The sequence below is a fragment of the Streptomyces cupreus genome (assembly GCF_014257025.1).
In the GTDB taxonomy this organism is placed as follows: Bacteria; Actinomycetota; Actinomycetes; order Streptomycetales; family Streptomycetaceae; genus Streptomyces; species Streptomyces cupreus.
Window position 1 is genome coordinate 40,707 of the sequence record NZ_JACMSF010000041.1, and the last position, 26,140, is coordinate 66,846.

Below are 26,140 nucleotides of genomic sequence, written 5' to 3' on the forward strand. Positions count from 1 at the left end.
GTGCGACGTTCCTTGGTGATACTTACCTCCGTCCTCGCGACCGGAGCTCTGACGCTCACCGCCTGCGGCTCCCGAGACGACAACGGCGGCAGCGACAACAGCGACGGAGACACCACCACCCTGACCATCGGCGTGGACGCCCCGCTGTCCGGTGAGAACTCCACCACCGGCCTCGGCATCCAGTACGGCGCCCAGATCGCCGTCGACGACGCCAACAAGAACAAGCTCGTCCCGGGCGTGACCTTCAAGCTGAAGGCCTACGACGACAAGGCGCAGCCCGCCACCGGCCAGTCGAACGCCACGGCGATCACCGGCGACAAGACCGCCGTCGGCGCCGTCGGCCCGCTGAACTCCGGCGTCGCCCAGACGATGCAGCAGGTCTTCGCCTCGGCCAAGATGGTCCAGATCTCGCCGTCCAACACCAACCCCGAGCTCACCCAGGGCAAGGACTGGCAGACGTCGAAGAAGCGGCCGTACGACACATACTTCCGCACCGCCACCACCGACGAGCTCCAGGGCAGCTTCGCCGCCGACTACGCCTACAACGGCCTCAAGAAGAAGAGCGTCTTCGTCGTCGACGACAAGCAGACCTACGGCGCCGGTCTGGCGAAGATCTTCAGCGAGCAGTTCAAGAAGCTCGGCGGCAAGGTCGTCCAGACCGACCACGTCAACACCGGTGACAAGGACTTCGGCTCACTGGTCACCAAGATCAAGAACTCCAAGGCCGACCTGCTCTACTACGGCGGCCAGTACGACGAGTCGGCGCTGCTCACCAAGCAGATGAAGGACGGCGGCGCCAACATCCCGCTGTTCGGCGGTGACGGCATGTTCGCCACCACCTACATCGAGGCCGGCGGCGCGGCCACCGAGGGCGACCTCGCCACCGCGATCGGCGTCCCCGCGGACACCCTGCCCGCCGCGAAGTCGTTCATCGAGACCTACAAGGCCAAGGGCTACAAGGGTGACTACGGCGCCTACGGTGCCTACTCCTACGACGCCACCACCGCCATCATCAAGGCTGTGAAGGCGGTCGTGGACGCCAACGACGGCAAGGTCCCGAGCGACATCAACGACCTGCGTGCCAAGGTCGTCGAAGAGGTCCAGAAGTCGGACTTCGAGGGCCTCAGCGGCAAGGTCGCGTTCGACGAGTACGGCGACACCACCAACAAGCAGCTGACGGTTTACCAGGTCGAAAAGGGTGCGTGGAAGGCTGTGAAGACCGGCACCGCCGACCTCGGCTGACCCAGGCAGCCCACCAGCAACGCGGGCCGCGCGGGCGGGGACCCCGACCGCGCGGCCCGTTCTCACACCCAGACCCTGCACACGTTCAGTGCACCCACGACCTTGCACGCGACCAGTGCACAAGACATCCAGCGACATGGAGGCCATGCGGTGAACACCCTGCCGCAGCAGCTGGCCAACGGGCTGCTTCTAGGCTCGATGTACGGGCTGATCGCCATCGGCTACACGATGGTGTACGGCATCGTCCAGCTCATCAACTTCGCGCACGGCGAAATCTTCATGACCGGGGCCTTCGGCGCCTTCACGGTCTACTTCTACATCCTTCCCGACGGCACCTCGATGGCCGTCGCCGTCCCGCTGATGCTGATAGGCGGTGGCCTCGTGGCCATCCTCATCGCCGTCGGCGCGGAGCGGTTCGCCTACCGACCACTGCGCGGAGCACCACGACTGGCGCCACTCATCACCGCGATCGGCCTCTCCCTGGCTCTCCAGGAAGTCGTCCGCAACTTCTACCCCGGCGCCGACCGCGCCATCGCCTTCCCGGGCCTGGACACCACGCATGACATCGGCTCCATCACCATCAAGGACGCCGACATCTTCCTGATCCTCTCCGCGATCGTGTGCATGGCGGCGCTGGCGTACTTCGTCCGCAAGAGCCGTACCGGCCGCGCCATGCAGGCCACCGCGCAGGACCCGGACACCGCCCAGCTGATGGGCATCGACACCAACCGCATCATCGTGATCGCCTTCGCGATCGGTGGCTTCTTCGCCGCCGTCGCCGCGGTCGCCTACGGCCTGAAGTACGGCAACATCGACTACCGCATGGGCTTCCTGATGGGCCTCAAGGCCTTCACCGCGGCCGTCCTCGGCGGCATCGGCAACATCTACGGCGCCATGCTCGGTGGTCTGGTCCTCGGCATCGCCGAGACCCTGGCCTCCGCCTACATCGACGAGATCCCCGGCATGCAGCAGCTCGGCGGTCAGAGCTGGGCCAACGTCTGGGCCTTCTGCCTCCTCATCCTCGTACTCCTGGTCAGGCCACAGGGTCTGCTCGGCGAGCGCGTCGCGGACAGGGCGTGATCACGTGACCGAGATCGAGAAGACCACCCCTGACACGCCGGCCGCCCCCACCCCGGCCGCCCGCGGTCTGATCGCGCTGCCGCTCGCCGCGGCCCGCGCGCTCCTGCTGGCCGGCGGTATAGCCACCGCCGCCTCCGCCTTCCTCGCCTGGACCTGGACCGACGAGTTCCCCGGCGACCTCACCATCACCGGCTACCCGGGCGGCCTGCAGTGGCTGACCTTCATCGCCGGTGCGCTCACCGCCCTGTTCGCGCTGTCCTCGTACGGCATCCGCGGCCTCGGCTGGCTGCTGCCCGCCGGGAACAACGCCCCGCTGGCACTCACCGCGCTCGGCGGCTTCGCCACCACCTGGTTCACCGTCATCGCCATCTGCACGGAACTCGGCGGTGTGGTCAACCTGGAGCCCGGCGGCTGGATCGCGGCCATCGCCTCCCTGCTGCCCGTGCTCGGCGCCCTCGCCCTGCCCGAGCAGCTCGGGGAGGACACCAAGGAGAACCTGAAGGCGTACGTCGCCAAGCCCGACCGCATCCCCGCCCCGAAGGCGCTCGCGCCCTGGGTCGAGAGGGCGATCATCACAATCGTCACCGCGATCGGCCTGGCCGTCTTCACGTACGGCATCGACACGGAATACGGCGAGCTGTTCATCGGCTACCTGATCCTGATCGCCTTCTCCCTGTGGGCCCTGCACACCGCGGGCCTGATGGACCGTTTCTCCCGGATCGTCGCCCACAACCGCAGCTTCACGCTGGCCATGGGCTTCGTCGCCGCGATCGCGTTCCCCTTCACCCAGACCGACGACCACTACGCCAACATCGGCGTGAACATCCTGATCTTCGGTACGGTCGCCCTCGGTCTGAACATCGTCGTCGGCCTCGCCGGCCTGCTGGACCTCGGTTACGTCGCCTTCCTCGGCGTCGGCGCCTACACCGCCGCGCTGGTCTCGGGCTCCGAGTTCTCCCGGTTCTCCGGTGTGCAGTTCCCGTTCTGGGCCTCGGCACTGACCGGCGCCGCCGCCTCGCTGCTGTTCGGTGTGCTCATCGGTGCCCCGACCCTGCGACTGCGCGGCGACTACCTCGCCATCGTCACCCTGGGCTTCGGTGAGATCTTCCGTATCGCCGTGAACAACATGGACGGCGACTCGGGTCCGGACATCACCAACGGCCCCAACGGCATCCCGTCCATCCCGGACCTGAGCTTCTTCGGGTTCAACCTGGGCGAGTCGCACGACATCGGCGGCTTCACCCTCGGCCGGTTCGCCAACTACTACCTGCTGATGGTCCTGATCATGGCCATCGTGGTCCTCGTCTACACGCGTGCCGCGGACTCCCGCATCGGCCGATCCTGGATCGCCATCCGGGAGGACGAGACCGCCGCCACCGCCATGGGCATCAACGGCTTCAGGGTCAAGCTCGTCGCCTTCGCGCTCGGCGCGGCCCTCGCGGGTCTGGCCGGCACGGTCAGCGCCCACGTGACCTACTCCGTCGTGCCGACGCCGTACCAGTTCGCCGGTTCCACGCCGCCCAACTCGGCGTTCCTCCTGGCGGCCGTCGTCCTCGGCGGCATGGGCACGGTCGCGGGTCCGCTGCTCGGTGCGGCGCTGCTGTACCTGCTCCCGGAGAAGCTGAACTTCCTCCAGGACAAGTCGCTGCTGGCCTTCGGTATCGCGCTGGTGCTGCTGATGCGCTTCCGCCCGGAGGGCATCATCGCCAACCGCCGCCGCCAGCTCGAATTCCACGAGACCGGCCAACTCGACGTACCAGAACAAGCGACGCTGACCGACGAACCGGCCGTCACCAAGGCAGGGGCGTAACGAACCATGACGACACCTGTACTCGAAGCCCGCGACGTCACCATGCGCTTCGGTGGCCTGACCGCCGTCCGCTCGGTCGACTTCACGGTCAACGCCGGCGAGATCGTCGGCCTGATCGGCCCCAACGGCGCCGGCAAGACGACCTTCTTCAACTGCCTGACGGGCCTGTACATCCCCACCGAGGGCACGGTCTCCTACAAGGGCACGGTGCTGCCGCCCAAGCCGCACCTGGTGACCAAGGCGGGCATCGCCCGTACCTTCCAGAACATCCGGCTGTTCGCCAACATGACGGTGCTGGAGAACGTCCTCGTCGGCCGTCACACGCGCACCAAGGAAGGCCTGTGGTCGGCACTGCTGCGCGGACCCGGCTTCAAGAAGGCGGAGAAGGCCAGCGAGGAACGGGCCATGGAACTCCTGGAGTTCATCGGCCTCGCCCACAAGCGCGACCACCTCGCCCGCAACCTCCCCTACGGCGAGCAGCGCAAGCTGGAAATCGCGCGCGCCCTCGCCTCCGACCCCGGCCTGCTGCTCCTCGACGAGCCGACGGCCGGTATGAACCCGCAGGAGACGCGGGCGACGGAGGACCTGGTCTTCGCCATCCGCGACAAGGGCATCGCCGTCCTCCTCATCGAGCACGACATGCGCTTCGTCTTCAACCTCTGCGACCGCGTCGCCGTCCTGGTCCAGGGCGAGAAGCTCGTCGAGGGCACCTCCGAGGTCGTCCAGGCCGACGAGCGGGTCATCGCCGCCTATCTCGGTGAGCCCTTCGAGGGCGAGCCCGGCGAGGCGGAGGCCGCCGAGGTCGCGGCCGCCGAGGCCGGGTCCACCAACGCCGCGGCCGAGGAGCGGAGCACCACCAGCACCAAGGGAGAGTCCCAGTGACCGCACTGCTAGAGGTCGAGGACCTCAGGGTCGCCTACGGCAAGATCGAGGCCGTCAAGGGCATCTCCTTCAGCGTCGAGGCCGGCCAGGTCGTGACCCTGATCGGCACCAACGGCGCCGGCAAGACCACGACCCTGCGCACCCTGTCGGGTCTGCTGAAGCCCACCTCCGGGAAGATCCTGTTCGAGGGCAAGCCGCTCACCGGCGTCCCCGCCCACAAGATCGTCGCGCTGGGCCTGGCCCACTCCCCCGAGGGCCGGCACATCTTCCCGCGCCTGACCATCTTCGAGAACCTCCAGCTCGGCGCGTTCCTCCGGAACGACAAGGAGGGCATCGCGAAGGACATCCAGAAGGCGTACGACCTGTTCCCCATCCTCGGAGAGCGCCGCAACCAGGCGGCCGGCACCCTCTCCGGCGGTGAGCAGCAGATGCTGGCGATGGGCCGCGCCCTGATGTCCCAGCCGAAGCTGCTGATGCTCGACGAGCCCTCCATGGGTCTGTCGCCGATCATGATGCAGAAGATCATGGCGACGATCGCCGAGCTGAAGTCGCAGGGCACGACGATCCTGCTGGTCGAGCAGAACGCCCAGGCGGCGCTCTCGCTCGCCGACCAGGGCCACGTCATGGAGGTCGGCAACATCGTCCTGTCGGGCACCGGCCAGGACCTGCTGCACGACGAGTCGGTCCGCAAGGCCTACCTCGGCGAGGACTGATCCCCTATGACGAAGGCCCGCGCCCCCAGCCGGGGGTGCGGGCCTTCGTCATACCGGCTGAAGGGCTCAGCCCTTGGCGGCCTTCTTCTCCTCGGCGTCCTGGATGACGGCCTCGGCGACCTGCTGCATGGACATCCGCCGGTCCATCGAGGTCTTCTGGATCCACCGGAAGGCGGCCGGCTCGGTCAGGCCGTACACGGTCTGAAGGATCGACTTGGCGCGGTCGACGAGCTTGCGGGTCTCCAGGCGCTGGGTGAGGTCGGCGACCTCCTTCTCCAGCTCCCTCAGCTCGGTGAACCGCGAGACGGCCATCTCGATCGCGGGCACGACATCGCTCTTGCTGAACGGCTTGACGAGGTACGCCATCGCTCCGGCGTCCCGAGCCCGCTCCACCAGATCGCGCTGCGAGAACGCGGTGAGCATGAGAACCGGGGCGATGCTCTCCTCGGCGATCTTCTCGGCGGCCGAGATGCCGTCGAGCTTCGGCATCTTCACATCGAGGATGACGAGGTCGGGCCGGTGCTCCCGGGCCAGCTCGATGGCCTGCTCGCCATCGCCCGCCTCACCGACGACGGAGTAGCCCTCTTCTTCGAGCATCTCTTTGAGGTCGAGCCGAATCAACGCCTCGTCCTCGGCGATGACGACACGGGTCGTCAGCGGAGGCACGTGCGACTTGTCGTCGTCGGGCGCGTCTACGGGCTGGGGCGACTCGGGGGCGGTCACGGGGGCTCCTCGTTCAGGGGCAGGGGTGCTGCTCCCAAGAGCCTACCTAGCTACGGTATGGTGGACGGGCAGCGGGTCGAGGTGAACCTTCGATTCATGAGCCCCGGTAGCCCAATCGGCAGCAGGCGATGCTCTCAAACAGCATACAGTGTGGGTTCGAATCCCACCCGGGGCACTTTTCCTTCGATTCCAAGGTTGCCACCCATAAGCGGATGTTCCCGTTCTCGTGAACATCCGCTTTTTTGACCCGCGGACGTTTGCGCGTAGACCGGGAAGGTCCGTCCCGGTATCGGCGTCTACACCCTTCAGAAGCAGGGACCTCAAGGACTGAAGAGGGGCCCTCCGCCTTCTACTTGGGACTGTCGTCCTCCCCGATGTGATGCACCCGCACCATGTTCGTCGAGCCCGACACCCCCGGAGGCGAGCCCGCCGTGATGACCACCGTGTCGCCCTTCTGGCAGCGCCCGTACTTCAGGAGCAGCTCATCCACCTGGTCGACCATCGCGTCCGTGGACTCCACATGCGGGCCCAGGAACGTCTCCACACCCCACGTCAGGTTCAGCTGCGAGCGGGTGGCCGGCTCCGGGGTGAACGCCAGCAGGGGGATCGGGGAGCGGTAGCGGGAGAGGCGGCGGGCCGTGTCGCCGGACTGGGTGAAGGCGACCAGGAACTTGGCTCCCAGGAAGTCGCCCATTTCCGCTGCCGCACGGGCGACCGCTCCGCCCTGCGTCCTCGGCTTGTTGCGTTCCGTCAGGGGCGGGAGGCCCTTCGCGAGGAGGTCCTCCTCCGCCGCCTCGACAATCTTCGCCATCGTCCTGACCGTCTCGATCGCGTATTTGCCGACGCTCGTCTCGCCGGACAGCATCACCGCGTCCGTGCCATCGATCACCGCGTTCGCCACGTCCGACGCCTCCGCCCTCGTCGGACGGGAATTGTCGATCATCGAGTCCAGCATCTGCGTCGCCACAATCACCGGCTTGGCGTTGCGCTTCGCCAGCTTGATCGCGCGCTTCTGGACGATCGGGACCTGTTCCAGCGGCATCTCCACGCCGAGGTCCCCTCGCGCGACCATGATGCCGTCGAAGGCGGCCACGATGTCGTCGATGGCCTCTACGGCCTGTGGCTTCTCCACCTTGGCGATGACAGGGAGTCGGCGGCCCTCCTCGTCCATGATCCGGTGGACGTCCTCGATGTCCCGGCCGCTGCGCACGAAGGACAGGGCGATCACGTCGAAGCCGGTCCGCAACGCCCAGCGGAGGTCGGCCTCGTCCTTCTCGGAGAGAGCGGGGACGGAGACGGCTACGCCCGGCAGGTTCAGGCCCTTGTTGTCGGAGACCATGCCGCCCTCGACCACCGTGGTGCGGACGCGGGGGCCGTCGACGGCCGTGACCTCCAGGCAGACCTTGCCGTCGTCGACGAGGATGCGCTCGCCCGGGGTGACATCGCCGGCGAGGCCCGCGTAGGTGGTGCCGCACTGCTCGCGGTCGCCGTCGGCGCCCTCTTCCACGGTGATGGTGAAGGAGTCGCCACGTTCAAGGAGTACGGGTCCTTCGGTGAAGCGGCCGAGGCGGATCTTCGGGCCTTGAAGGTCGGCGAGCAGGCCGACGCTGTGGCCGGTCTCGTCGGAGGCCTTTCGTACGCGCTGGTAGCGCTCCTCGTGTTCGGCGTAGCTGCCGTGGCTGAGGTTGAATCGGGCTACGTCCATTCCGGCGTCGACCAGTTCCTTGATCTGGTCGTACGAGTCGGTGGCGGGGCCCAGGGTGCAGACGATTTTCGCTCGGCGCATGTTTCGAGCCTAGGCCTTACCGACGGGTAGCGAATTGGCCCTGCATGACTACTCAACAACCTTTGCGTGAAGGGCTATTGACAAGTGTTGAATTGTGCGGCCGGTCGCTCCGATGAGCGAAATTCGGAGACTTGCACTACAACTGCGGCGGCCTCATGGTGAATCGCGCATTCACCTGGGCGTAGACCTGCTGGCGCTGGGGTTCGAGATCGAGGGCGGCCACGGTGTCCTCGGCGGCCTCGGCGAAGGCCATGGAGCGCATGCGGCCCGCCGCCATCGGGCGGGGGCCGCCGTCCTCGGCGCCGATGTCGGCGATCTCCACCAGGGCCGCCAGTGAGGTGCCCAGCGCCTCGGCGTACTCGCGGGCCCGCTGGACCGCCTCGCTGACGGCCTGCTCGCGGGCCCGGCGGTGGGCGGGCGAGTCGGGGCGCAGGTCCCACCAGGGGCCGTCGACGCGGGTGAGCTCCAAGTCGGCCAGGCGTGTGGTGAGTTCACCGAGAGCGGTGAAGTCGGTGAGTTCGGCGGTGAGATGGACGGTGCCGTGGTAGGTGCGCACACGCTCGCCGCGTCCGTGCTTGGTGAGTTCGGGCCGCACGGAGAAGGCGCCGGTCTCCAGCCGTTCCACCGCCTCGCCGTACGACTTGATCAGGTCGAGGGCGGTGGCGTTGCGCCGGGTGAGGTCTTCGAGGGCGGAGCGTCGGTCCTTGCCTCGGGAGGCGACCGTGATGCCGATCCGGCCGATCTCGGGGTCGACTTCGAGGTGGGCCTCGCCACGGACGGCGATGCGTGGGGCGTCGGGGGTGCCGTAGGGGACGGCGGGCGTGGTCATACGCCCCACTCTGTCACTCCTTGACGGGTTGTGGATCCGCCAACTCACAGCTTTGGACATCAGATCGCAACCTGCGGGGCCTATTGCCGGTCGCCATGTCCGGGACAGAATCTACGCGCGTCGGTCCGTCTTCATGTCCGGGATCTACGCGCGTCATTGACCATCCCGAGGAGAACCGAGACATGCCCCTGAACCGTCGGAAGTTCCTGAAGAAGTCGGCCGTGACCGGAGCGGGGGTCGCGCTGGCCGGCGCGGCGGCGGCTCCCGCGGCCGAAGCCGCCGAGGCGACGAAGGGCCCGAGGCCCGCCAAGCGGTACTCCCTGACGGTGATGGGCACGACCGATCTGCACGGCAACATCTTCAACTGGGACTACTTCAAGGACGCGGAGTACACCGACGCCAAGGGCAACGCGAAGGGCCTCGCCCGTATCTCGACGCTCGTCGACCAGGTCCGCGCGGAGAAGGGCCGCCGTAACACGCTGCTGATCGACGCCGGCGACACGATCCAGGGTACGCCTCTGACGTACTACTACGCCAAGGTCGACCCGATCACGGCCCCCGGCGGGCCCGTCCACCCCATGGCGCAGGCCATGAACGCCATCGGATACGACGCGGTGGCGCTCGGCAACCACGAGTTCAACTACGGCATCGAGACGCTGCGCAAGTTCGAGGAGCAGTGCGACTTCCCGCTGCTCGGCGCGAACGCGCTGGACGCGAAGACGCTGAAGCCGGCCTTCCCGCCCTACTTCATCAAGAAGTTCCATGTGGAGGGCGTGCCGCCGGTCAAGGTCGCGGTCCTCGGTCTCACCAACCCCGGCATCGCGATCTGGGACAAGGCCTATGTGCAGGGCAAGATGACCTTCCCCGGCCTGGAGGAGCAGGCGGCGAAGTGGGTGCCGAAGCTGCGCTCGATGGGCGCGGACGTGGTCGTCGTATCGGCGCACTCGGGCTCCTCCGGCACTTCCTCCTACGGTGACCAGCTGCCGTACATCGAGAACTCCTCGGCGCTCGTCGCGCAGAAGGTGCCGGGCATCGACGCGATCCTGGTGGGCCACGCGCACACGGAGATCGCCGAGTTGAAGGTGACGAACGAGCAGACCGGCAAGACGGTGATCCTGTCCGAGCCGCTGGCCTACGCGGAGCGGCTGTCGCTGTTCGACATCGAGCTGGTCTTCGCCAAGGGCCGCTGGACCGTCGAGTCGGTCGCGGCGACGGTGCGTGACTCCAAGACGGTCGCCGACGACCCGGAGATCACCAAGCTGCTCCAGGACGAGCACGACCTCGTGGTGGCGTACGTCAACCAGGTCGTCGGCACCGCCACCGAGACGCTGACGACGGTGGACGCCCGCTACAAGGACGCCCCGATCATCGACCTGATCACCAAGGTCCAGGAGGACGTGGTCAAGGCGGCGCTGGCGGGCACCGAGTACGCCTCGCTGCCGGTGATCGCGCAGGCCTCGCCGTTCTCCCGGACCTCGGAGATCCCGGCGGGCAATGTGACCATCCGGGATCTGTCGAGCCTGTACGTCTACGACAACACGCTGGTCGCCAAGTTGATGACGGGCGCGCAGCTCAAGGCGTACCTGGAGTATTCGGCGGGGTACTTCGTGCAGACGGCGGCCGGTGCGGCCGTGGACGTGGAGAAGCTGACGAACGCGGGCGGCCGCCCGGACTACAACTACGACTACGTGTCGGGTCTGTCGTACGACATCGACATCGCCCAGGCGGCGGGTTCGCGGATCAAGAACCTGACCTACAACGGTGCCGCGCTGGACGACGCGCAGCAGTTCGTGTTCGCGGTGAACAACTACCGTGCCAACGGCGGCGGCGCGTTCCCGCATGTCGCCTCGGCGCAGGAGCTGTGGTCGGAGTCGATCGAGATCCGCACCCGGATCGCCGAATGGGTCACCGCGAAGGGTGTGCTGGACCCGAAGGAGTTCGCCTCGGTGGACTGGAAGCTGACGCGGGACGGCACGCCGGTCTTCTGAGTCGTTGTTGATCGAGCCTCAGATCCCGTCCATGAGCGGTGTCAGTGCCTTCGGGCGGCGCGCGGGTGGGATCTGGGGCTGCCGTGTTTCCAGGCCGAAGGTGGTGAAGGCGGTGCGGGCGGGAAGGGGGTAGGGCTCCTTCTCCGTCACGGAGTTGAGGATGGTCGCGCTGCGCCAGGCGGCGAGGCCGAGGTCGGGGGTGCCGACGCCGTGGGTGTGGCGTTCGGCGTTCTGGACGTAGACATTGCAGCCCGAGCCGGTGACGGAGGGGTCGAGCACGAGCCGGAACCGCTCGTCCACGCGCGGGCGTTCGCTGTTGTCGCGGCGCAGGTAGGGGTCGAGACCGGCGAGGACGCGGTCGAGGGGGCGTTCGCGGTAGCCGGTGGCGAGGACGACGGCGTCGGTGGTGAGGCGGTCGCGGGTGTTCTGCTCGATGTGTTCCAGGTGGAGTTCGACCCGGGCGGTCGCGACCCGGCCGGCGGTGCGGACGCGCACGCCCGGGGTGAGCACGGTGTCCGGCCAACCGCCGTCCAGCGTACGGCGGTAGAGCTCGTCGTGGATGGCGGCGAGGGTGCCGCTGTCGATGCCCCTGTGGAGCTGCCACTGCGAGGTGACGAGCCGGTCGCGGACGGGTTCGGCGAGGGCGTGGAAGTAGCGGGTGTGGTCGGGGGTGAAGTGCTCCAGGCCGAGCTTGGAGTACTCCATGGGGGCGAAGGCCTCGGTACGGCCGATCCAGTGCAGCCTCTCGCGGCCGGCGGGGCGGGCGCGGAGCAGGTCGAGGAAGATCTCGGCGCCCGACTGTCCCGAGCCGACGACGGTGACGTGCTCGGCGGCCAGCAGTTCCGCGCGGTGGGTCAGGTAGTCGGCGGCGTGGAACACCGGTACGCCCGGGGCCTCGACGAGGGGCCGCAGCGGGTCGGGGACGTACGGCTCGGTGCCGATGCCGAGGACGACGTTCCGGGTGTACGTACGGCCCAGTGCCTCTGCCTCTCCTTCGGCGTCGAGCTGGGTGAAGTCGACCTCGAACACGTCCCGTTCGGGGTTGAAGCGCACGGCGTCGACCTGGTGGCCGAAGTGGAGCGCGAGGAGGTTCTCCGACACCCAGCGGCAGTAGGCGTCGTACTCGGCGCGCTGGATGTGGAAGCGCTCGGCGAAGTAGAAGGGGAAGAGCCGGTCGCGGCTTCTGAGGTAGTTGAGGAACGACCAGGGGCTCGCGGGGTCGACGAGGGTCACCAGGTCGGCGAGGAAGGGGACCTGGATGGTGGCGCCCTCGATCAGCAGGCCCGAGTGCCAGGCGAAGGCGGGGCGCTGGTCGTAGAAGACCGTGTCGAGTTCGGCGAGCGGTTGGGCGAGGGCGGCGAGGGAGAGGTTGAACGGGCCGATGCCGATGCCGACCAGGTCGCGGGGGGTGTCGGGGGTGGGGCTCATCGGGGGGTGGTTCCTTCCACGAGGTTCAGGAGGGCGGCCAGGTCGTCTTGGCGGGTGTGGGGGTTGAGGAGGGTGACCTTCAGCCACAGTCGGCCGTCCAGCCGGGCGCGGCCGATGACGGCGCGGCCTTCGGTGAGGAGCTTTCGGCGTACGGCGGCGACGGTGTCGTCGGTGGCTTTGGTGGGGCGGAAGACGACCGTGCTGATGGTGGGGCGGTCGTAGAGCTCGAAGCCGGGGTGCTTGTCGACGAGGTCGGCGAACTCGCTTGCCTGTTCGCAGACTTGGTCGACCAGTCGCCCCATCCCCTTGCGTCCGAGGGTCTTGAGGGTGACCGCGATCTTGAGGATGTCGGGGCGGCGGGTGGTGCGCAGGGAGCGGGCGAGGAGGTCGGGGAGGCCGGCCTCGGTGTCGTCGTCGGCGTTGAGGTAGTCGGCGTGCTGGTGCAGGGCGGTGAGGTCGTGGGGGTCCCTGACGACCAGGAGTCCTGCGGCTACGGGCTGCCAGCCGAGCTTGTGCAGATCGAGGGTGACGGTCGCGGCGGCGTCGAGGCCGGCGAGCTTGTGGCGGTGCCGGTCGCTGAAGAGAAGACCGCCGCCGTAGGCCGCGTCGATGTGGAGGCGGGCGTGGTGTGCGGCGGTGATGCGGGCGATCTCGGCGAGCGGGTCGATGAGGCCCGCGTCTGTGGTGCCGGCGGTCGCGGCTACGAGGTGGGGGCCGGGGAGGCGGGTGAGGGCCTCGTCGAGGGCGACGGGATCGAGGATGCCGGCGGGGGCGGGTACGACGACGGGGTCGGGGAGCCCGAGGAGCCAGGCGGCACGGGAGAGGGAGTGGTGGGCGTTGGCACCGTGGATCAGGCGGGCGCCGGGGTGAGCTTCGCGGGCGAGGAGGAGGGCGAGCTGGTTGGATTCGGTGCCGCCGGTGGTGACGAGGGCGTCTGGTGGAGTGCCGTGGATTGGGGCTGCCGTGGCGCGGGAGCCACTCGCCCGCGCATGCGGGGCGCCGCTTGCCGTTGGGCCGGGCACCGCCCCAACGGCGCAACTGCCCGCGACCGGAACGGTGGCCGCGGACCTCTTGGCGCCCGCGGCTGCGGCGGGGGCCGGGGTGCCGGCGGCCGGGGCGGGAGCCAGAGCATCGGCGCCCGCGCCCTGGGCGGGATCCGGGGTGCCAGCGCCCGCGGCTTGGGCGGGACCATCGGCCGCGGCCTGGGCGGGAGCCGGGGTGTCCGCCGCCGGGGCGGGGGCCAGAGCATCGGCGCCCGCGGCCCGGGCGGGAGCCATGGCGTCGGCGGCTGGGGCTGGAGCCAGAGCGTCGCCCGCGGCTGCGGCGGGGGCCGGGGTGTCGGCGGCCGGGACGGGGGCCAAAGCGTCGGCGCCCACGGCCCGGGCGGGAGCCATGGCGCCGGCGGCCGGGGCGGGGACCAGAGCATCGGCGCCCGCAGCTGCGGCGGGAGCCACGGCGCCGGCGGCCGGGGCCAGAGCATCGGCGCCCGCGCCCTGGGCGGGGGCCGGGGTGACGGCGCCCTGGGCGGGGGCCGGGGCGTTGGCGGTTGTGGTCAGCTTGGTGAGGGCTCGGGTTACCAGGGCTTCCAGTTCCGAGGCCGCCGGGGCCTGGTCCCAGGAGTCCAGGGAGGGGTTCAGGGTGCTTGCCGCCAGGTCGGCTGCCGTTGCTACCGCCAGGGGTGGGCAGTGGAGGTGGGCCGCGCACAGGGGGTGCGCGGGGTCCGAGGCGCCCTCTGCCAGGGCCCGGACCAGGGTGTACAGGGCGTCCGGGGTGCCCTCCTCCGGCAGTGCCTCGCCCAGCGCCTCCCGGACCCTCGCCGCCACCGCCTCCGGGCCTCCCGACGGCAGCGGGCCGCCGCGTGCCCTGGTGCCGTCGGTCAGTGCGTCGAGGACCGTGTCGAGCAACGGGCCCAGGGCTTGGGGGCCTTCTGGGCCCGATGCTGGAGACGACGTGCTCATGGCTTCCAGCTTGTACGCCGATGAGGCGTCGTGTCCGAAAAGCCCGGGGTTCGGAACCCGAAAGAGGGTACTTCCGTCCGCGGGCCGTCAGGCCTGCCGTACCCCCTGCCTCACCCGCAACGCCCTCCCCAGGTCGTCCAGTTGGTCCACCAGCTTGCGCCGCAGTGCCGGGATCGGATCCGCTTCGCTCAGACAGGTCTCGCCCAGGCCCAGGGTCTCCTCGTCCACCGCGTACACCGGGAACGCCCACCGGCCCACGACGTCCGCGATGGCCGGGCCCCGCCGGGCGGCGACGGCGACCGCGTCCTCGTAGAAGCGCGGCACGTACTGCCGTACGAGATCGGCCTGTTCGGGCTGCCAGAAGCCCTGGGCCGTGGCGGTGAAGAGGTAGTTGGAGAGGTCGTCCGTGGCGAACATCGCGTCCCACGCGCGTGCCTTGGCCTCCGCGTCCGGCAGGGCCGCACGGCAGCGGGCCGCGCCCTCCCGTCCGGTGGCGCTCGGGTCGCGCTCCAGCTCGGCGGCGATGGCGGCCTCGTCGGTGGCGCCGAGGACCGCGAGCCGGGACAGGATCCGCCAGCGCAGTTCGGGGTCGAGCTCGGGTCCGCCGGGCACGGTGCCGTCGGCGAGCCAGGCGGCGATCGTGTCGGGGTGCGCGGCGACGTCGATGGCGTGGCGTACGGCGATCAGGCGCAGGCCGGGGTGGTCGCCGTCCTCGGTGCGGCGGATGAGGTCGCGGCACAGGGAGGAGAGGGTGGCCAGGGCGGCGGGGCGCTCCTCGGGGGCGAGGTAGCGGTCGGCGACCTGCGCGGCGGCAAAGCCGAGGACACCTTGGACCAGGGCCAGGTCCGTCTCGTGCGGGAGATGCGTACGGGCCGTCTCCAGGTAGGCGGCGGCCGGGAGTTCGCCGTCGCGGACGGCGTCCCTGAGGGCGTTCCACACCACCGCGCGGGTCAGCGGCTCGGGCAGCCCGGACAGGGCCGTACGCACGCCCTCGAAGGACTCGGCGTCGAAGCGGACCTTGGCGTAGGAGAGGTCGCCGTCGTTGAGCAGGAGCAGGGTGGGGCGCTTGCCGATGGGCCGCGGCTCGGTCTGCGGGACGTCGAGGGCGAGGCGCTCGCGCAGGACCAGATGGCGGCCCTCGTCGGCGACGTCGAGGTCGTAGAGGCCGACGGCGATGTGGTGCGGGCGGCTGCCGGTGCGCTCGACCTGCAAGGTGTACGTGCCGTCGTCGCCGGGCGTCACGCGCGGGGTGAGGGTGTCGACGCCGGTGGTGCGCAGCCAGGAGTCGGCCCAGGCGTGCACATCGCGGTCGGTGTGGGCGGCGAGGGAGTCGATGAAGTCCGCGAGGGTGGCGTTGGCGAACTTGTGCCGCTTGAAGTGGGTGTTGATACCGGCGAGGAAGTCCTTCTCGCCGAGCCAGGCGACCAGCTGGCGCAGTGCGGAGGCGCCCTTGGCGTAGGAGATGCCGTCGAAGTTGAGCAGCGCGGAGGCGGTGTCGTCGACGGCCTCGGGGGCGACGGGGTGGGTGGAGGGGCGCTGGTCGGCGTCGTAGCCCCAGCCCTTGCGGACGACTCCGAAGTCGGTCCAGGTGTCGGTGAAGCGGGTCGCCTCGGTGAGGGTGTGGTAGCCCATGTACTCGGCGAAGGACTCGTTCAGCCAGATGTCGTCCCACCAGCGCAGGGTGACGAGGTCGCCGAACCACATGTGGGCCATCTCGTGGGCGATGACCATGGCGCGGGTCTGCCGCTCGGTGTCGGTGACGGCGGAGCGGTAGACGAACTCGTCACGGAAGGTGACGAGGCCCGGGTTCTCCATGGCGCCGGCGTTGAACTCGGGGACGAACGCCTGGTCGTAGGAGTCGAAGGGGTAGGGCTCGTCGAACTTCTCGTGGTAGCGGTCGTAGCACTGCTTGGTGATCTCGAAGAGCTCGTCGGCGTCCGCGTCCAGGTAGGGGGCGAGGGAGCGGCGGCAGTGGATGCCGAAGGGCAGTCCGCGGTGTTCGGTGGTGACCGAGTGCCAGGGTCCCGCGGCGACGGCGACGAGGTAGGTGGAGATCAGCGGGGTAGGCGCGGCCTTCCAGACGCCGTCGGTGTGCTCGGTGACGCCGTTGGCGAGCACGGTCCAGCCCTCGGGGGCCTTGACGGAGAGCTCGAAGACGGACTTGAGGTCGGGCTGGTCGAAGGCGGCGAAGACGCGCTGCACGTCGTCCATGAACAGCTGGGTGTAGACGTACGCCTCGCCGTCGGTGGGGTCCGTGAAGCGGTGCATGCCCTCGCCGGTGCGCGAGTAGCGCATGGCCGCGTCGACGCGCAGTTCGTGCTCTCCGGCGGTGAGGTTCTTCAGGGGCAGCCGGTTGCCGTCCAGGGTCTCCGGGTCGAGGGGCTGTCCGTCGAGCGTGACCGAGCGCAGTTCCGCAGGCTTGACCTCGACGAAGGTGTCCGCGTCCGCGCGCGTGACGAACCGGATGACGGTCAGGGAGTCGAAGGTCTCGTCCCCGGTGGTCAGATCGAGTTCGATCGTGTAGCGGCGGACGTCGAGGAGCTGGGCACGGGTCTGCGCTTCGTCGCGCGTCAGTACGGACATGCAGGACATGCTGCCTGATGGCACTGACAAGTCACAGAGGCGGATCGGTACGCGGCCTATGTCCGGTCCTGCGCCGGTCGGGCGCCGGAGGGGTCGCGCTGCGGCGGGACCTGGGCGTCGGGGTGGGGCAGGACGGGCTCGTCGGGCTCCGTCTGGCCCTTGACCAGGGCGCGCAGTTCGCGGACCTCCTGCTCCAGGGCGCGGTGGCGGCGGTGGGCGTCGTAGAGGTAGCGGACCTTGGTGCGCAACGCCCAGGGGTCGATGGGTTTCATCACGAGGTCGGCCACGCCCAACCCGAAGGCGGCCGAGGTCAGTTCCTGATCCTGACCGAAGCCGGTCAGTAAAATGACCGGAATGTGCTGGGTCTGTTCCAGGCGGCGCATGTAGCGCACCACGTCCAGACCGCTGACGCCGGGCATGCGCACATCGAGCAGAAGGAGCCCGACCTGCCCGCGCAGCACCTGCTTGAGCGCTTCGTCGCCGGTGGTGGCGCGGCTGAGCCGGTAGCCCAGGGGGGCGAGGGCGCTCTCCAGCGCGTACAGCGTGTCCTCATGGTCGTCGACGATGAGGATCTTGGCATCCGACGGCATGGCCCGACGTCCCTCCCGCATGGGACAACCAGCTTATGTCTGTGATGCTGACGGGTTGTGCCCGCCGGCTGACAAGAAGTGCACAGCGCAGCATGCCCCGCGCGGGCGGCCGTGTCACGCCCTCGGAGGGGTGGGAGGTGGTCAGTTCGCCGTGGGCGCAGCGCCGTTGACGGCATCCTCGGCGATGGACTCGTGGTGTCTGATCACCTCGGCGATGATGAAGTTCAGGAATTTCTCGGCGAAGGCCGGGTCGAGCTTGGCGTTCTCGGCGAGAGTGCGCAGCCGGGCGATCTGCCGGGCCTCGCGGGCCGGGTCGGCGGGCGGCAGCTGGTGGGCGGCCTTGAGGTGGCCGACCTGCTGGGTGCACTTGAAGCGCTCGGCGAGCATATGGACGACGGCCGCGTCGATGTTGTCGATGCTGTCGCGCAGCCGGGCGAGCTCCTCGCGGACGGCGGGGTCGACGTCACCGGTTCCGGTGTTGCTGGTGGTCATAAGCGACAACCCTACGGGGCTCAGGGGCGCTCGATCATCGGTGGATCATCCGGGTCCGGAATGCGGTCGCTCCAGCCACCGGGGACGGTCCGGCCCTGCTGGGCGCGGAAGCGTACGGGGGGCATGCCGACGCGGCGGGTGAACAGGCGGGAGAAGTAGGCCGGATCGTCGTAGCCGACGCGGCGGGCGACGGCCGCGACGGGCAGTTCGGTGGCGGCGAGGAGTTCCTTGGCGCGGCCGAGGCGGCTGCCGAGGAGGTAGTCCTTGGGGCTGTGTCCGGCGCCGCGGCGGACGGCGGTGCGCAGTTCGGCGACGGTCATGCCGTACCGGGCGGCGTGCTGCCGAGGGCCCGCTCCCCCGCCTGACCACCTGGGCGTCCCTGGCCGCCGTACTGTAGGCGCGTGGCGGTGCGGAGGTGTCCGGGCCCGTTCCGCCGACGTTCGAGGAGCTGGGCGTGGACCGGGGTGTGGTGCGCTACGAGGTGGGCGTGCCGGGGCCGCGGCAGCCGTATCCGCTGATCGCGCGGGGGCTGCGGGACATCGCGGTGGTGTACGCCGACGGGGAGCGGGCCGGGGGCAGCGGGGAGGCCAAGGGGATCACCGGGGGGATCCTGCACGAGCGGCAGTATCGGCACGGCGTACGCGCGCGTGGGCTGCGGCTCGACGACCTGGACGACGTGTCGGGCGTGCTTCGCTGCTGGAACTGTCGGGCTGGACACGCGGGTTCGTGTGGATGAACGGCTTCAACCTGGGCCGGTACTGGTCGGCGGGGCCGCAGCGGGCGCTGTTCGTTCCGGGACCGGTGCTGGGCGAGGGGGAGAACGAGGTGCGGGTGCTGGAGTTCGAGAGCGCCCCGGCGCAGGCGCCCGCCCTGAAGAGCGTGTGAGCCGCACCGGAACGCGTTGAGCCGTACGCCCTCCCTGACGGTGAGGGCGTACGGCTCACGCCGTCCGTGACCGCGTGCCCTACAGGGCCGACGCGGCCCGGGCTATGTCGGCGGCGAACGTGTTCACCTGGGTGTAGACGCCGGGCACGCCCGCGCGGGCGCAGCCGTCGCCCCAGCTGACGATGCCGACCTGGATCCACTTGCCGGCGTCGTCCTTGCGGAACATCGGGCCGCCGGAGTCGCCCTGGCAGGTGTCGACGCTGCCGCGCGTCCAGCCGGCGCAGATCTCCTCGTTGGCGACCAGACGGTTGCCGTAGTGGCGCTTGCAGACGCGGTCGGCGACGAACGGCACCGTGGCCTTGCGCAGCTTGGTGGTGCCGGTGCCCGCGCCCTCCTGGGTGTCGCCCCAGCCGGCGATCGTGAACATGCCGCGGTTGTAGCGGTCGGTGGTGGCGATCTTCAGCGTGGGCTTGTCGATCGGCTTGGCGAGCTTGATCAGCGCCCAGTCCTTGCCGGTGCCGTCATAGCCCGGGGCCACCTTCACCTTGGTCGACTTGACCTTGATCGCCGCGGAGGAGTTGAGGTCGTTGACACCCGCGGTGACGGTGATGCGGTTGTTGTTGCCGGAGCCGTCCATGCAGTGGGCGGCGGTCAGGACGATGTCCTTCTTGTAGAGCGCCCCGCCGCAGCCCATCGAGAGGTGGACCATGAAGGGGAACTCGTTCTGCGCCGCGGGCGTTCCACCCACGACGCGGGTGTCCGCGGCCTGGGCGTCGCTCACGGGCTGGAGGGAGGCGACGGCGAGGGCGACGGCACCGAGCGCCGCGGCTCTCTTGACCAGGGTCAGGCCGCCGCTTCTCTTGGGCGAGTTATGGGTCAACGCATGTCCTTTCGTGGGGGGTTGGGCGGCCCGCAGTATGGAGATCAAGGAGGGGGCATGACAAGGACGGATCTCACGTACCGGGGATGGAACCCGAGCGGGGAAATATCCCTCACATCCCCGTAGAGTGGAATCGGGTTCAGGCGTCTTGGGGGTTCGGACGTGGCGAACGGCGGACCGGTCGAGCACGGCTACCCACACCTGGAGAAGGTGCGGGCGGCGATCACCGCGCTGTACAAGCGGTTGTCGTACGACACCATCCAGACGTTCGCGAGCAGTGTGGTCCCGGCGGATATGGCGTTCTGCGACACCGATGATCTCTATCTGGGCACCCAGCGTGTGGCTCGGGAGCTGGTGCGGCACTATCGGCTGCCGGACGCCCGGATCATTGTGAGCTTCCGGGAGATGACGCATGCGGCGAATGTCGAACTCGCCGCGGGGCCCGAGTACTTCGTAGAGCTGAACGACCGGTTCCGGAAGCATCGGCGGGACATCGGGGCGGCGCTGGCGCACGAGATCATGCATGTGTATCTGCACCGGCTGGATCTGTCGTTCCCCGGGACGAGGGACAACGAGATCCTCACGGACACGGCGACGACATATCTGGGCGCGGGGTGGCTGCTGCTGGACGCGTACCGGGAGGACGGGGCGTCGTCGCAGAAGCTCGGGTATCTGACGCCGGAGGAGTTCGGCTATGTCCTCGCCAAGCGGGCGCTGGTCTTCGGGGAGGATCCCTCGGTGTGGTTCACCAGTCCGCAGGCGTATGTGGCATACGGCAAGGGCATGGCGGAGGCCCGCCACGACGAGCAGCAGCCTCCGCTGACGGCTGCGGGATGGGCGGGGCGGCGACGGTATGCGCGGGACCGGCGGTACGGGCGTGCCGGGCCGGCTCCGGGGGCGCCGTACACGTTCAGTCCGGATGGCGGGGGGCTGCGGGTGTCGTTTCCCTGTCCTACCTGTCATCAGCGGATTCGGGTGCCGGTGCGGGGGAGGGTACGGGCGCGGTGTGGGTTGTGCCGGACGGTTCTTGAGTGCGATACGTAGGATTTCGGCCCCGAAAGGGCCTCGGCCTCAAACACCGGGCGGCTGAACAGCCCTACGCCCCGTACACCGGCTCTGGCGCCTGTGCCTCCCCCAACAACTTCAGCACCGTCTCCCCCACCTCCCCCACATCCCACCGTGCCCCCTTGTCCGCGCTGGGCCCCCTCCGCCAGCCCTCCATCACCGTGATGCGCCCCGCCTCCGCCTCGAAGATCCGGCCCGTCACCCCCGCGCTCGCCGCCGACCCCAGCCACACGACCAGCGGGGACACGTTCTGCGGGGCCATGGCGTCGAAGCCCGATTCGGGGGGCGCCATCGTGTCGGCGAAGGTGCGTTCCGTCATCCTCGTTCGGGCCGCCGGGGCGATCGCGTTGACCTGGACGCCGTAACGACCGAGTTCGGCCGCCGCCACCAGGGTCAGCGCCACGATTCCCGCCTTCGCGGCGCTGTAGTTGCCCTGCCCCACCGCGCCCAACAGACCTGCCCCGCTGCTGGTGTTGACGATCCTGGCCGTTGGAGTGCGCCCCGCCTTCGCCTCCGTGCGCCAGTGCGCCGCCGCGTGTTTCAGGGGCAGGAAGTGGCCCTTCAGGTGGACGCGCACCACCGCGTCCCACTCCTCCTCGTCGAGGTTCACCAGCATCCGGTCACGCAGGAACCCGGCGTTGTTGACCAGGGTGTCGAGGCGGCCGTACGTCTCCAGGGCCGTCCCGATCAAGGATGCCGCGCCCCCCGACGTCGCTATGTCGCCTCCGTGTGCCACCGCCTCGCCGCCCGCCTCGCGGATCTCCGCCACCACCTGTGCCGCCGGGCTGTCGGGGTCCGGCGTGCCGTCGAGGCCGACGCCGAGGTCGTTCACCACCACCCGCGCGCCCTCCGCAGCAAAGGCGAGCGCGTGGGCGCGGCCGAGGCCCCGGCCCGCGCCGGTGACGACGACGACCCGTCCGTCGCAGATTCCGGTCATCTCAAGCCTCCTTGTGGGCAGTTGCCCGCGCCGGCGAAGGCGACGCGCTCTCCCTGTCCCGCACACACCCGCTCATCTCAGGCCTCCTTGCGGGCCGTTGCCGCATCCAGGAAGGCGGGCCGCTCCCCGCCGCCGTGCACATGCAGGCTCGCCCCGCTGACATACGCGGCCGCGTCCGAGGCGAGGAAGACCGCCGCCGCGCCCACGTCCGCCGGCTCGGCCAGGCGGCCCAGCGGGACCGTGCGAGACACCGCCGCGACGCCCTCCTCACCGCCGTAGTGCAGATGCGCCAGCTCGGTGCGGACCATCCCGACCACCAGCGTGTTGACCCGGACCTCCGGCGCCCACTCCACCGCCATCGAACGGGCGAGGCTCTCCAGTCCCGCCTTCGCCGCCCCGTACGCCGCCGAACCCGGCGAGGGCCGGCCGCCGCTCACGCTGCCGATCATCACCACGCTCCCCCTGGCCCGCCGCAACAGCTCGTACGCGGCGAGCGAGACCGTGAGCGGGGCGGTCAGGTTCAGCTCCAGCACGCGCGCGTGCCGCTCCGCGTCCGCCTCCGTCAGGAGCCGGTACGGCGTGCCGCCCGCGTTGTTCACGAGGACGTCGAGCCGGGGCAGACCGTCGAAGAACCGACGCACGGATCCGGGGTCCCGTACTTCCAGAGACCTGAACTCGGCGCCCTGGCACGGCACTTCCGGCGCCCGACGCGCGCCCACCACCACCTGCGCCCCCGCCTCCACGAAGGCCCTGGCGATACCGGCGCCGACGCCCCGCGTGCCGCCGGTGACGACGGCGAGCTTCCCGTTCAGCTCCATCCGCTGCTACCTTCCACCTAACAAACGTTAGGTGGAAGGTAGCTGATGCGCCCATGAGTGTCTCCACCTCGTCCCCGGAAAAGGGGATCCGTGTCGTCACGGTCGACCACCCGCCCGTCAACGCCCTCCCGGTGACCAGCTGGTTCGCCCTCGCCGACGCCCTGCGCACGGCGGGCCGCGACCCGGAAGTGCGGTGCGTGGTGCTGGCCGCGGCGGGGCGGGGCTTCAACGCGGGCGTGGACATCAAGGAGATCCAGGCCCACGGCCGGGCCGCGCTCATCGGCGCCAACCGGGGCTGCTACGAGGCCTTTTCGGCCGTGTACGAGTGCGAGGTCCCCGTGGTGGTGGCGGTGCAGGGGTTCTGCCTCGGCGGGGGCATCGGTCTTGTCGGGAACGCCGACGTGATCGTCGCGAGCGAGGACGCCACCTTCGGGCTCCCCGAGCTGGACCGGGGAGCGCTGGGCGCCGCCACCCATCTGGCCCGCCTCGTCCCCCAACACCTCATGCGCGCCCTGTACTTCACCTCCCGCACGGTCACGGCGGCCGAGCTGCACGCCCACGGCTCGGTGTGGCGAGTCGTGGCGCGGGAGCAACTCCAGCAGGAGGCCTTGGAGTTGGCCCGGGACATCGCCGCCAAGGACGGCGAGCTGCTGCGTCTCGCCAAGGCCGCCATCAACGGCATCGACCCCGTCGACGTCCGCCGCAGCTACCGCTTCGAGCAGGGCTTCACCTACGAGGCGAGCGTGAGCGGCGTCGGCGACCGGGTCCGGGACGCCTTCGGCGCCGAAGGCCCAGGACGGTGACCGGCATGACCGACAAGACGATGACCGCCGACGACGTGGCGTCCCGGCTGTCCGACGGCATGACCCTCGGCATCGGCGGCTGGGGCTCCCGCCGCAAGCCGATGGCCCTGGTGAGAGCACTGCTCCGCGCCGAGATCACCGATCTCACGATCGTCTCCTACGGCGGCCCCGACGTCGGCATGCTCGCCGCCGCCGGACGTATCCGAAGGCTCGTCGCCCCCTTTGTCACCCTCGACTCGATCCCCCTCGAACCCCACTACCGCGCGGCCCGCGAGCACGGCACCCTCGAACTCACCGAGATCGACGAGGCGATGTTCCTGTGGGGCCTGCGCGCCGCCGCCAGCCGGCTGCCCTTCCTCCCGGTGCGCGCCGGACTCGGCTCGGACGTGATGCGGGTCAACCCCGGCCTGCGCACGGTGACTTCGCCGTACGAGGACGGTGAGACCTTCGTGGCCATGCCCGCACTGCGGCTCGACGCGGCCCTCGTCCACGTCAACCGCGCCGACCGGCGGGGCAACGGCCAGTATCTGGGCCCCGACCCGTACTTCGACGATCTGTTCTGCGAGGCGGCCGACACCGCGTACGTCTCCTGTGAGCGGATCGTCGACACCGCCGAGCTGACGAAGGAGGCGACACCCCAGACCCTGCTGATCAAACGGCACACCGTCACCGGCGTGATCGAGGCCCCGTACGGCGCCCACTTCACCTCCTGCGCCCCCGACTACGGCCGCGACGAGGCCGTACAGCGGGAGTACGCGACCACGCCCTGGCCGGAGTTCGCCGAGCGGTACCTCAAGGACGGGAGGACGGCATGACCGCCACCCGCGCCGAGTACTGCGTCATCGCCTGCGCCGAGGCCTGGCGCGGCGCGGGCGAGATCCTCGCGAGCCCCATGGGCCTGATCCCCTCTGTCGGTGCCCGCCTCGCCCGGCTGACCTTCGCCCCCGACCTGCTGCTCACCGACGGCGAGGCGATGCTCGTCCGCCCGGACGGCACCGTCGAGGGCTGGCTGCCGTACCGGCAGCACCTCACCCTGGTCACCGGGGGACGGCGGCACGTGATGATGGGCGCGAGCCAGATCGACCGTTTCGGCAACCAGAACATCTCCTGCGTCGGGGAGTGGGCGAGGCCCAGGCGGCAGCTCCTCGGTGTGCGCGGGGCACCGGTGAACACCCTCAACAACCCCACCAGTTACTGGATCCCCCGCCACTCCCGGCGCGTCTTCGTCGAGCGCGTCGACATGGTCTGCGGAGTCGGCTACGACCATGCCGCCGGCGCCCGGTACCACCACATCCCGCGCGTCGTCTCCGACCTCGGCGTCTTCGACTTCGCCACCCCCGACCGCTCGATGCGGCTGGCCTCGCTGCACCCAGGGGTCAGCGTCGAGGAGGTCCGGGAGGCGACGGGCTTCGCGCTGACGGTCCCGGACGAGGTGCCGTACACCCGCGACCCCTCCCCCGGGGAACTACGCCTGATCCGCGAGGAGATCGACCCGGAGAACACCCGCGCGCGGGAGGTGGACCGCTGATGGAGACCGCGCTCACCCGGCTGGTCGGGGTCCGGCATCCGCTCGTGCAGACCGGCATGGGCTGGGTGGCGGGCCCTCGTCTCGTCTCCGCCACGGCCGACGCGGGCGCGCTCGGCATCCTCGCCTCCGCCACGATGACCGTCGACCGGCTGCGCGAGGCGATCCGCGAGGTCAGGTTCCGTACGGACGCGCCCTTCGGCGTCAATCTGCGCGCGGACGCCTCGGACGCCGGGGACCGTATCCAGGTGATCATCGGCGAGGGCGTCCGGGTCGCCTCCTTCGCCCTCGCGCCCTCCCCCGGCCTGATCGCCGAACTGAAGGAGGCAGGGGTGGTGGTGATCCCGACCGTCGGCGCCCGGCGGCATGCCGAGAAGGTCGCGGGCTGGGGCGCGGACGCGGTGATCGTGCAGGGCGGGGAGGGCGGCGGGCACACCGGCGAGGTGGCCACGACGGTGCTGTTGCCGCAGGTGGTGGACGCCGTGCGGATTCCGGTGGTGGCAGCGGGTGGGTTCTTCGACGGGCGGGGTCTGGTGGCCGCGCTCGCCTATGGGGCGGCGGGCGTCGCCATGGGCACCCGCTTCCTGCTGACCTCGGACTCGACGGTCCCGGACGCGGTGAAGGCGCGCTATCTGGCGGCGACGGTCCGGGACGTCACCGTCACCACGGCGGTCGACGGTCTGCCGCACCGCATGCTCCGTACGGAACTGGTCGAGTCCCTGGAGAACTCCGGCCGTGCGAAAGCCCTGTTCCAGGCCGTACGGCGGGCCGCGGGCTTCCGGCGGCTCTCGGGGCTGACCTGGCGCCGGATGATCCAGGACGGGCGGGCGCTGCGGCACGGCAAGGACCTCACCTGGAGCCAGGTGCTGCTCGCGGCCAACACACCGATGCTGCTCAAGGCCTCGATGGTGGACGGCCGTACGGATCTCGGGGTGATGGCGTCCGGACAGGTCGCCGGAGTCATCGACGACCTGCCGTCGTGCAAGGAACTGGTAGAGCGGATCATGGCCGAGGCCGCGCGAACCGTGGGCGCGCTCTCGGCGGGCGGTGCTTCAATGCGCGCATGACTGAGACGATCAAGGAGCCCTGGGGGCGAATGGGGGTACCGCCCGCGCGAGCGAAG

General features: G+C 69.9%; 22 protein-coding genes, 1 tRNA gene and 3 pseudogenes. 13 read left to right on the forward strand and 13 right to left on the reverse strand.

Going from position 1 to position 26,140, the window contains the following annotated elements; genetic code table 11:
- Positions 1 to 12 precede the first annotated feature (12 nt).
- The 5 genes from H4N64_RS30645 (at position 13) to H4N64_RS30665 (ending at position 5,727) form a co-directional block, all read left to right on the forward strand.
- A complete protein-coding gene (locus H4N64_RS30645; protein WP_186285686.1) occupies positions 13 to 1,242 on the forward strand; it encodes a branched-chain amino acid ABC transporter substrate-binding protein in 1,230 nt (409 codons plus the stop codon).
- A 150-nt stretch (positions 1,243 to 1,392) separates the two neighbouring features.
- Positions 1,393 to 2,322, forward strand: a complete 930-nt coding sequence (locus tag H4N64_RS30650; protein ID WP_186285687.1) for an ABC transporter permease subunit — start codon at positions 1,393 to 1,395, stop codon at positions 2,320 to 2,322.
- A 4-nt stretch (positions 2,323 to 2,326) separates the two neighbouring features.
- On the forward strand, positions 2,327 to 4,132 hold the full coding sequence (locus tag H4N64_RS30655; RefSeq protein ID WP_186285688.1) for an ABC transporter permease subunit: 1,806 nt from the start codon (positions 2,327 to 2,329) through the stop codon (positions 4,130 to 4,132).
- Between the two features lie 6 nt (positions 4,133 to 4,138).
- Positions 4,139 to 5,014: an ABC transporter ATP-binding protein gene (locus H4N64_RS30660; RefSeq protein WP_186285689.1), complete on the forward strand. Its 876-nt coding sequence runs from the start codon at positions 4,139 to 4,141 to the stop codon at positions 5,012 to 5,014.
- Positions 5,011 to 5,727, forward strand: coding sequence for an ATP-binding cassette domain-containing protein (locus H4N64_RS30665; protein WP_186285690.1), 717 nt, complete (start codon positions 5,011 to 5,013; stop codon positions 5,725 to 5,727). The genes H4N64_RS30660 and H4N64_RS30665 overlap by 4 nt, the downstream gene beginning before the upstream one ends.
- 66 nt (positions 5,728 to 5,793) lie before the next feature.
- Here H4N64_RS30665 and H4N64_RS30670 read toward each other — a convergent pair whose 3' ends face one another.
- On the reverse strand, positions 5,794 to 6,450 hold the full coding sequence (locus tag H4N64_RS30670; protein WP_186285691.1) for a response regulator: 657 nt from the start codon (positions 6,448 to 6,450) through the stop codon (positions 5,794 to 5,796).
- 100 nt (positions 6,451 to 6,550) lie between these two features.
- Here H4N64_RS30670 and H4N64_RS30675 point away from each other — a divergent pair.
- Positions 6,551 to 6,625, forward strand: a tRNA-Leu gene (locus H4N64_RS30675).
- A 174-nt stretch (positions 6,626 to 6,799) separates the two neighbouring features.
- On the opposite strand, the gene pyk is transcribed toward H4N64_RS30675, so the two are convergent.
- Complete coding sequence (gene pyk, locus H4N64_RS30680; RefSeq protein WP_186285692.1) at positions 6,800 to 8,236, reverse strand: pyruvate kinase; 1,437 nt, start codon at positions 8,234 to 8,236, stop codon at positions 6,800 to 6,802.
- Positions 8,237 to 8,372: 136 nt separating this feature from the next.
- On the reverse strand, positions 8,373 to 9,065 hold the full coding sequence (locus H4N64_RS30685) for an SIMPL domain-containing protein (RefSeq protein ID WP_186285693.1): 693 nt from the start codon (positions 9,063 to 9,065) through the stop codon (positions 8,373 to 8,375).
- A 182-nt stretch (positions 9,066 to 9,247) separates the two neighbouring features.
- On the opposite strand from H4N64_RS30685, the gene H4N64_RS30690 reads away from it, so the two are divergent.
- Positions 9,248 to 11,053, forward strand: a complete 1,806-nt coding sequence (locus H4N64_RS30690; protein ID WP_186285694.1) for a bifunctional metallophosphatase/5'-nucleotidase — start codon at positions 9,248 to 9,250, stop codon at positions 11,051 to 11,053.
- 18 nt (positions 11,054 to 11,071) lie between these two features.
- Here H4N64_RS30690 and H4N64_RS30695 read toward each other — a convergent pair whose 3' ends face one another.
- From H4N64_RS30695 to H4N64_RS30725, 7 genes and pseudogenes are all read right to left on the reverse strand, one after another.
- Positions 11,072 to 12,481 carry a lysine N(6)-hydroxylase/L-ornithine N(5)-oxygenase family protein gene (locus tag H4N64_RS30695; protein WP_186285695.1) on the reverse strand — a complete coding sequence of 470 codons (1,410 nt, stop codon included), beginning with the start codon at positions 12,479 to 12,481 and terminating at the stop codon, positions 11,072 to 11,074.
- Positions 12,478 to 13,875 carry a pyridoxal phosphate-dependent decarboxylase family protein gene (locus H4N64_RS30700; protein ID WP_186285725.1) on the reverse strand — a complete coding sequence of 466 codons (1,398 nt, stop codon included), beginning with the start codon at positions 13,873 to 13,875 and terminating at the stop codon, positions 12,478 to 12,480. The genes H4N64_RS30695 and H4N64_RS30700 overlap by 4 nt, the downstream gene beginning before the upstream one ends.
- 164 nt (positions 13,876 to 14,039) lie before the next feature.
- Positions 14,040 to 14,439: pseudogene (locus H4N64_RS46220) on the reverse strand (aspartate aminotransferase family protein); the annotation flags it as partial.
- 87 nt (positions 14,440 to 14,526) lie between these two features.
- Positions 14,527 to 17,022, reverse strand: a complete 2,496-nt coding sequence (pepN, locus tag H4N64_RS30710) for an aminopeptidase N (protein ID WP_186285696.1) — start codon at positions 17,020 to 17,022, stop codon at positions 14,527 to 14,529.
- 56 nt (positions 17,023 to 17,078) lie between these two features.
- Positions 17,079 to 17,612: a response regulator gene (locus tag H4N64_RS30715; protein ID WP_186285697.1), complete on the reverse strand. Its 534-nt coding sequence runs from the start codon at positions 17,610 to 17,612 to the stop codon at positions 17,079 to 17,081.
- Between the two features lie 141 nt (positions 17,613 to 17,753).
- A complete protein-coding gene (locus H4N64_RS30720; protein WP_186285698.1) occupies positions 17,754 to 18,104 on the reverse strand; it encodes a chorismate mutase in 351 nt (116 codons plus the stop codon).
- A 20-nt stretch (positions 18,105 to 18,124) separates the two neighbouring features.
- Positions 18,125 to 18,445: pseudogene (locus H4N64_RS30725) on the reverse strand (helix-turn-helix transcriptional regulator); the annotation flags it as partial.
- Between H4N64_RS30725 and H4N64_RS30730 the strand changes: the two are divergent.
- Positions 18,445 to 18,989 (forward strand): annotated as a pseudogene (locus H4N64_RS30730) (beta-galactosidase); the annotation flags it as partial. The pseudogenes H4N64_RS30725 and H4N64_RS30730 overlap by 1 nt on opposite strands.
- Before the next feature lie 79 nt (positions 18,990 to 19,068).
- On the opposite strand, the gene H4N64_RS30735 reads toward H4N64_RS30730, so the two are convergent.
- Positions 19,069 to 19,869, reverse strand: a complete 801-nt coding sequence (locus H4N64_RS30735) for a S1 family peptidase (RefSeq protein ID WP_260860070.1) — start codon at positions 19,867 to 19,869, stop codon at positions 19,069 to 19,071.
- Between the two features lie 162 nt (positions 19,870 to 20,031).
- Here H4N64_RS30735 and H4N64_RS30740 point away from each other — a divergent pair, with 162 nt between their 5' ends.
- The gene (locus H4N64_RS30740) at positions 20,032 to 20,913 is read left to right on the forward strand and encodes a hypothetical protein (protein ID WP_186285699.1); all 882 of its coding nucleotides are present in this window, start codon (positions 20,032 to 20,034) and stop codon (positions 20,911 to 20,913) included.
- Between the two features lie 52 nt (positions 20,914 to 20,965).
- Here the strand turns inward: H4N64_RS30740 and H4N64_RS30745 are convergent, their stop codons facing one another.
- Both H4N64_RS30745 and H4N64_RS30750 read right to left on the reverse strand, forming a co-directional pair.
- Entirely contained in the window at positions 20,966 to 21,871 is a 906-nt protein-coding gene (locus tag H4N64_RS30745; RefSeq protein WP_186285700.1) for an SDR family oxidoreductase, read from the reverse strand.
- A 77-nt stretch (positions 21,872 to 21,948) separates the two neighbouring features.
- A complete protein-coding gene (locus tag H4N64_RS30750; protein ID WP_186285701.1) occupies positions 21,949 to 22,689 on the reverse strand; it encodes an SDR family oxidoreductase in 741 nt (246 codons plus the stop codon).
- A gap of 53 nt (positions 22,690 to 22,742) precedes the next feature.
- On the opposite strand from H4N64_RS30750, the gene H4N64_RS30755 reads away from it, so the two are divergent.
- Genes H4N64_RS30755 through H4N64_RS30770 form a run of 4 tightly spaced genes read left to right on the forward strand, consistent with a single transcriptional unit; the run spans position 22,743 to position 26,084 of the window.
- Positions 22,743 to 23,492 (forward strand): enoyl-CoA hydratase family protein, encoded by a 750-nt coding sequence (locus H4N64_RS30755; protein WP_186285702.1) that lies wholly within the window; start codon positions 22,743 to 22,745, stop codon positions 23,490 to 23,492.
- A 5-nt stretch (positions 23,493 to 23,497) separates the two neighbouring features.
- Positions 23,498 to 24,307, forward strand: coding sequence for a CoA transferase subunit A (locus H4N64_RS30760; protein WP_186285703.1), 810 nt, complete (start codon positions 23,498 to 23,500; stop codon positions 24,305 to 24,307).
- Positions 24,304 to 25,020: a CoA-transferase subunit beta gene (locus H4N64_RS30765; RefSeq protein ID WP_186285704.1), complete on the forward strand. Its 717-nt coding sequence runs from the start codon at positions 24,304 to 24,306 to the stop codon at positions 25,018 to 25,020. The genes H4N64_RS30760 and H4N64_RS30765 overlap by 4 nt, the downstream gene beginning before the upstream one ends.
- Positions 25,020 to 26,084 (forward strand): NAD(P)H-dependent flavin oxidoreductase, encoded by a 1,065-nt coding sequence (locus H4N64_RS30770; protein ID WP_186285705.1) that lies wholly within the window; start codon positions 25,020 to 25,022, stop codon positions 26,082 to 26,084. Before H4N64_RS30765 ends, H4N64_RS30770 begins: the two co-directional genes overlap by 1 nt.
- Positions 26,085 to 26,140: the final 56 nt, after the last annotated feature.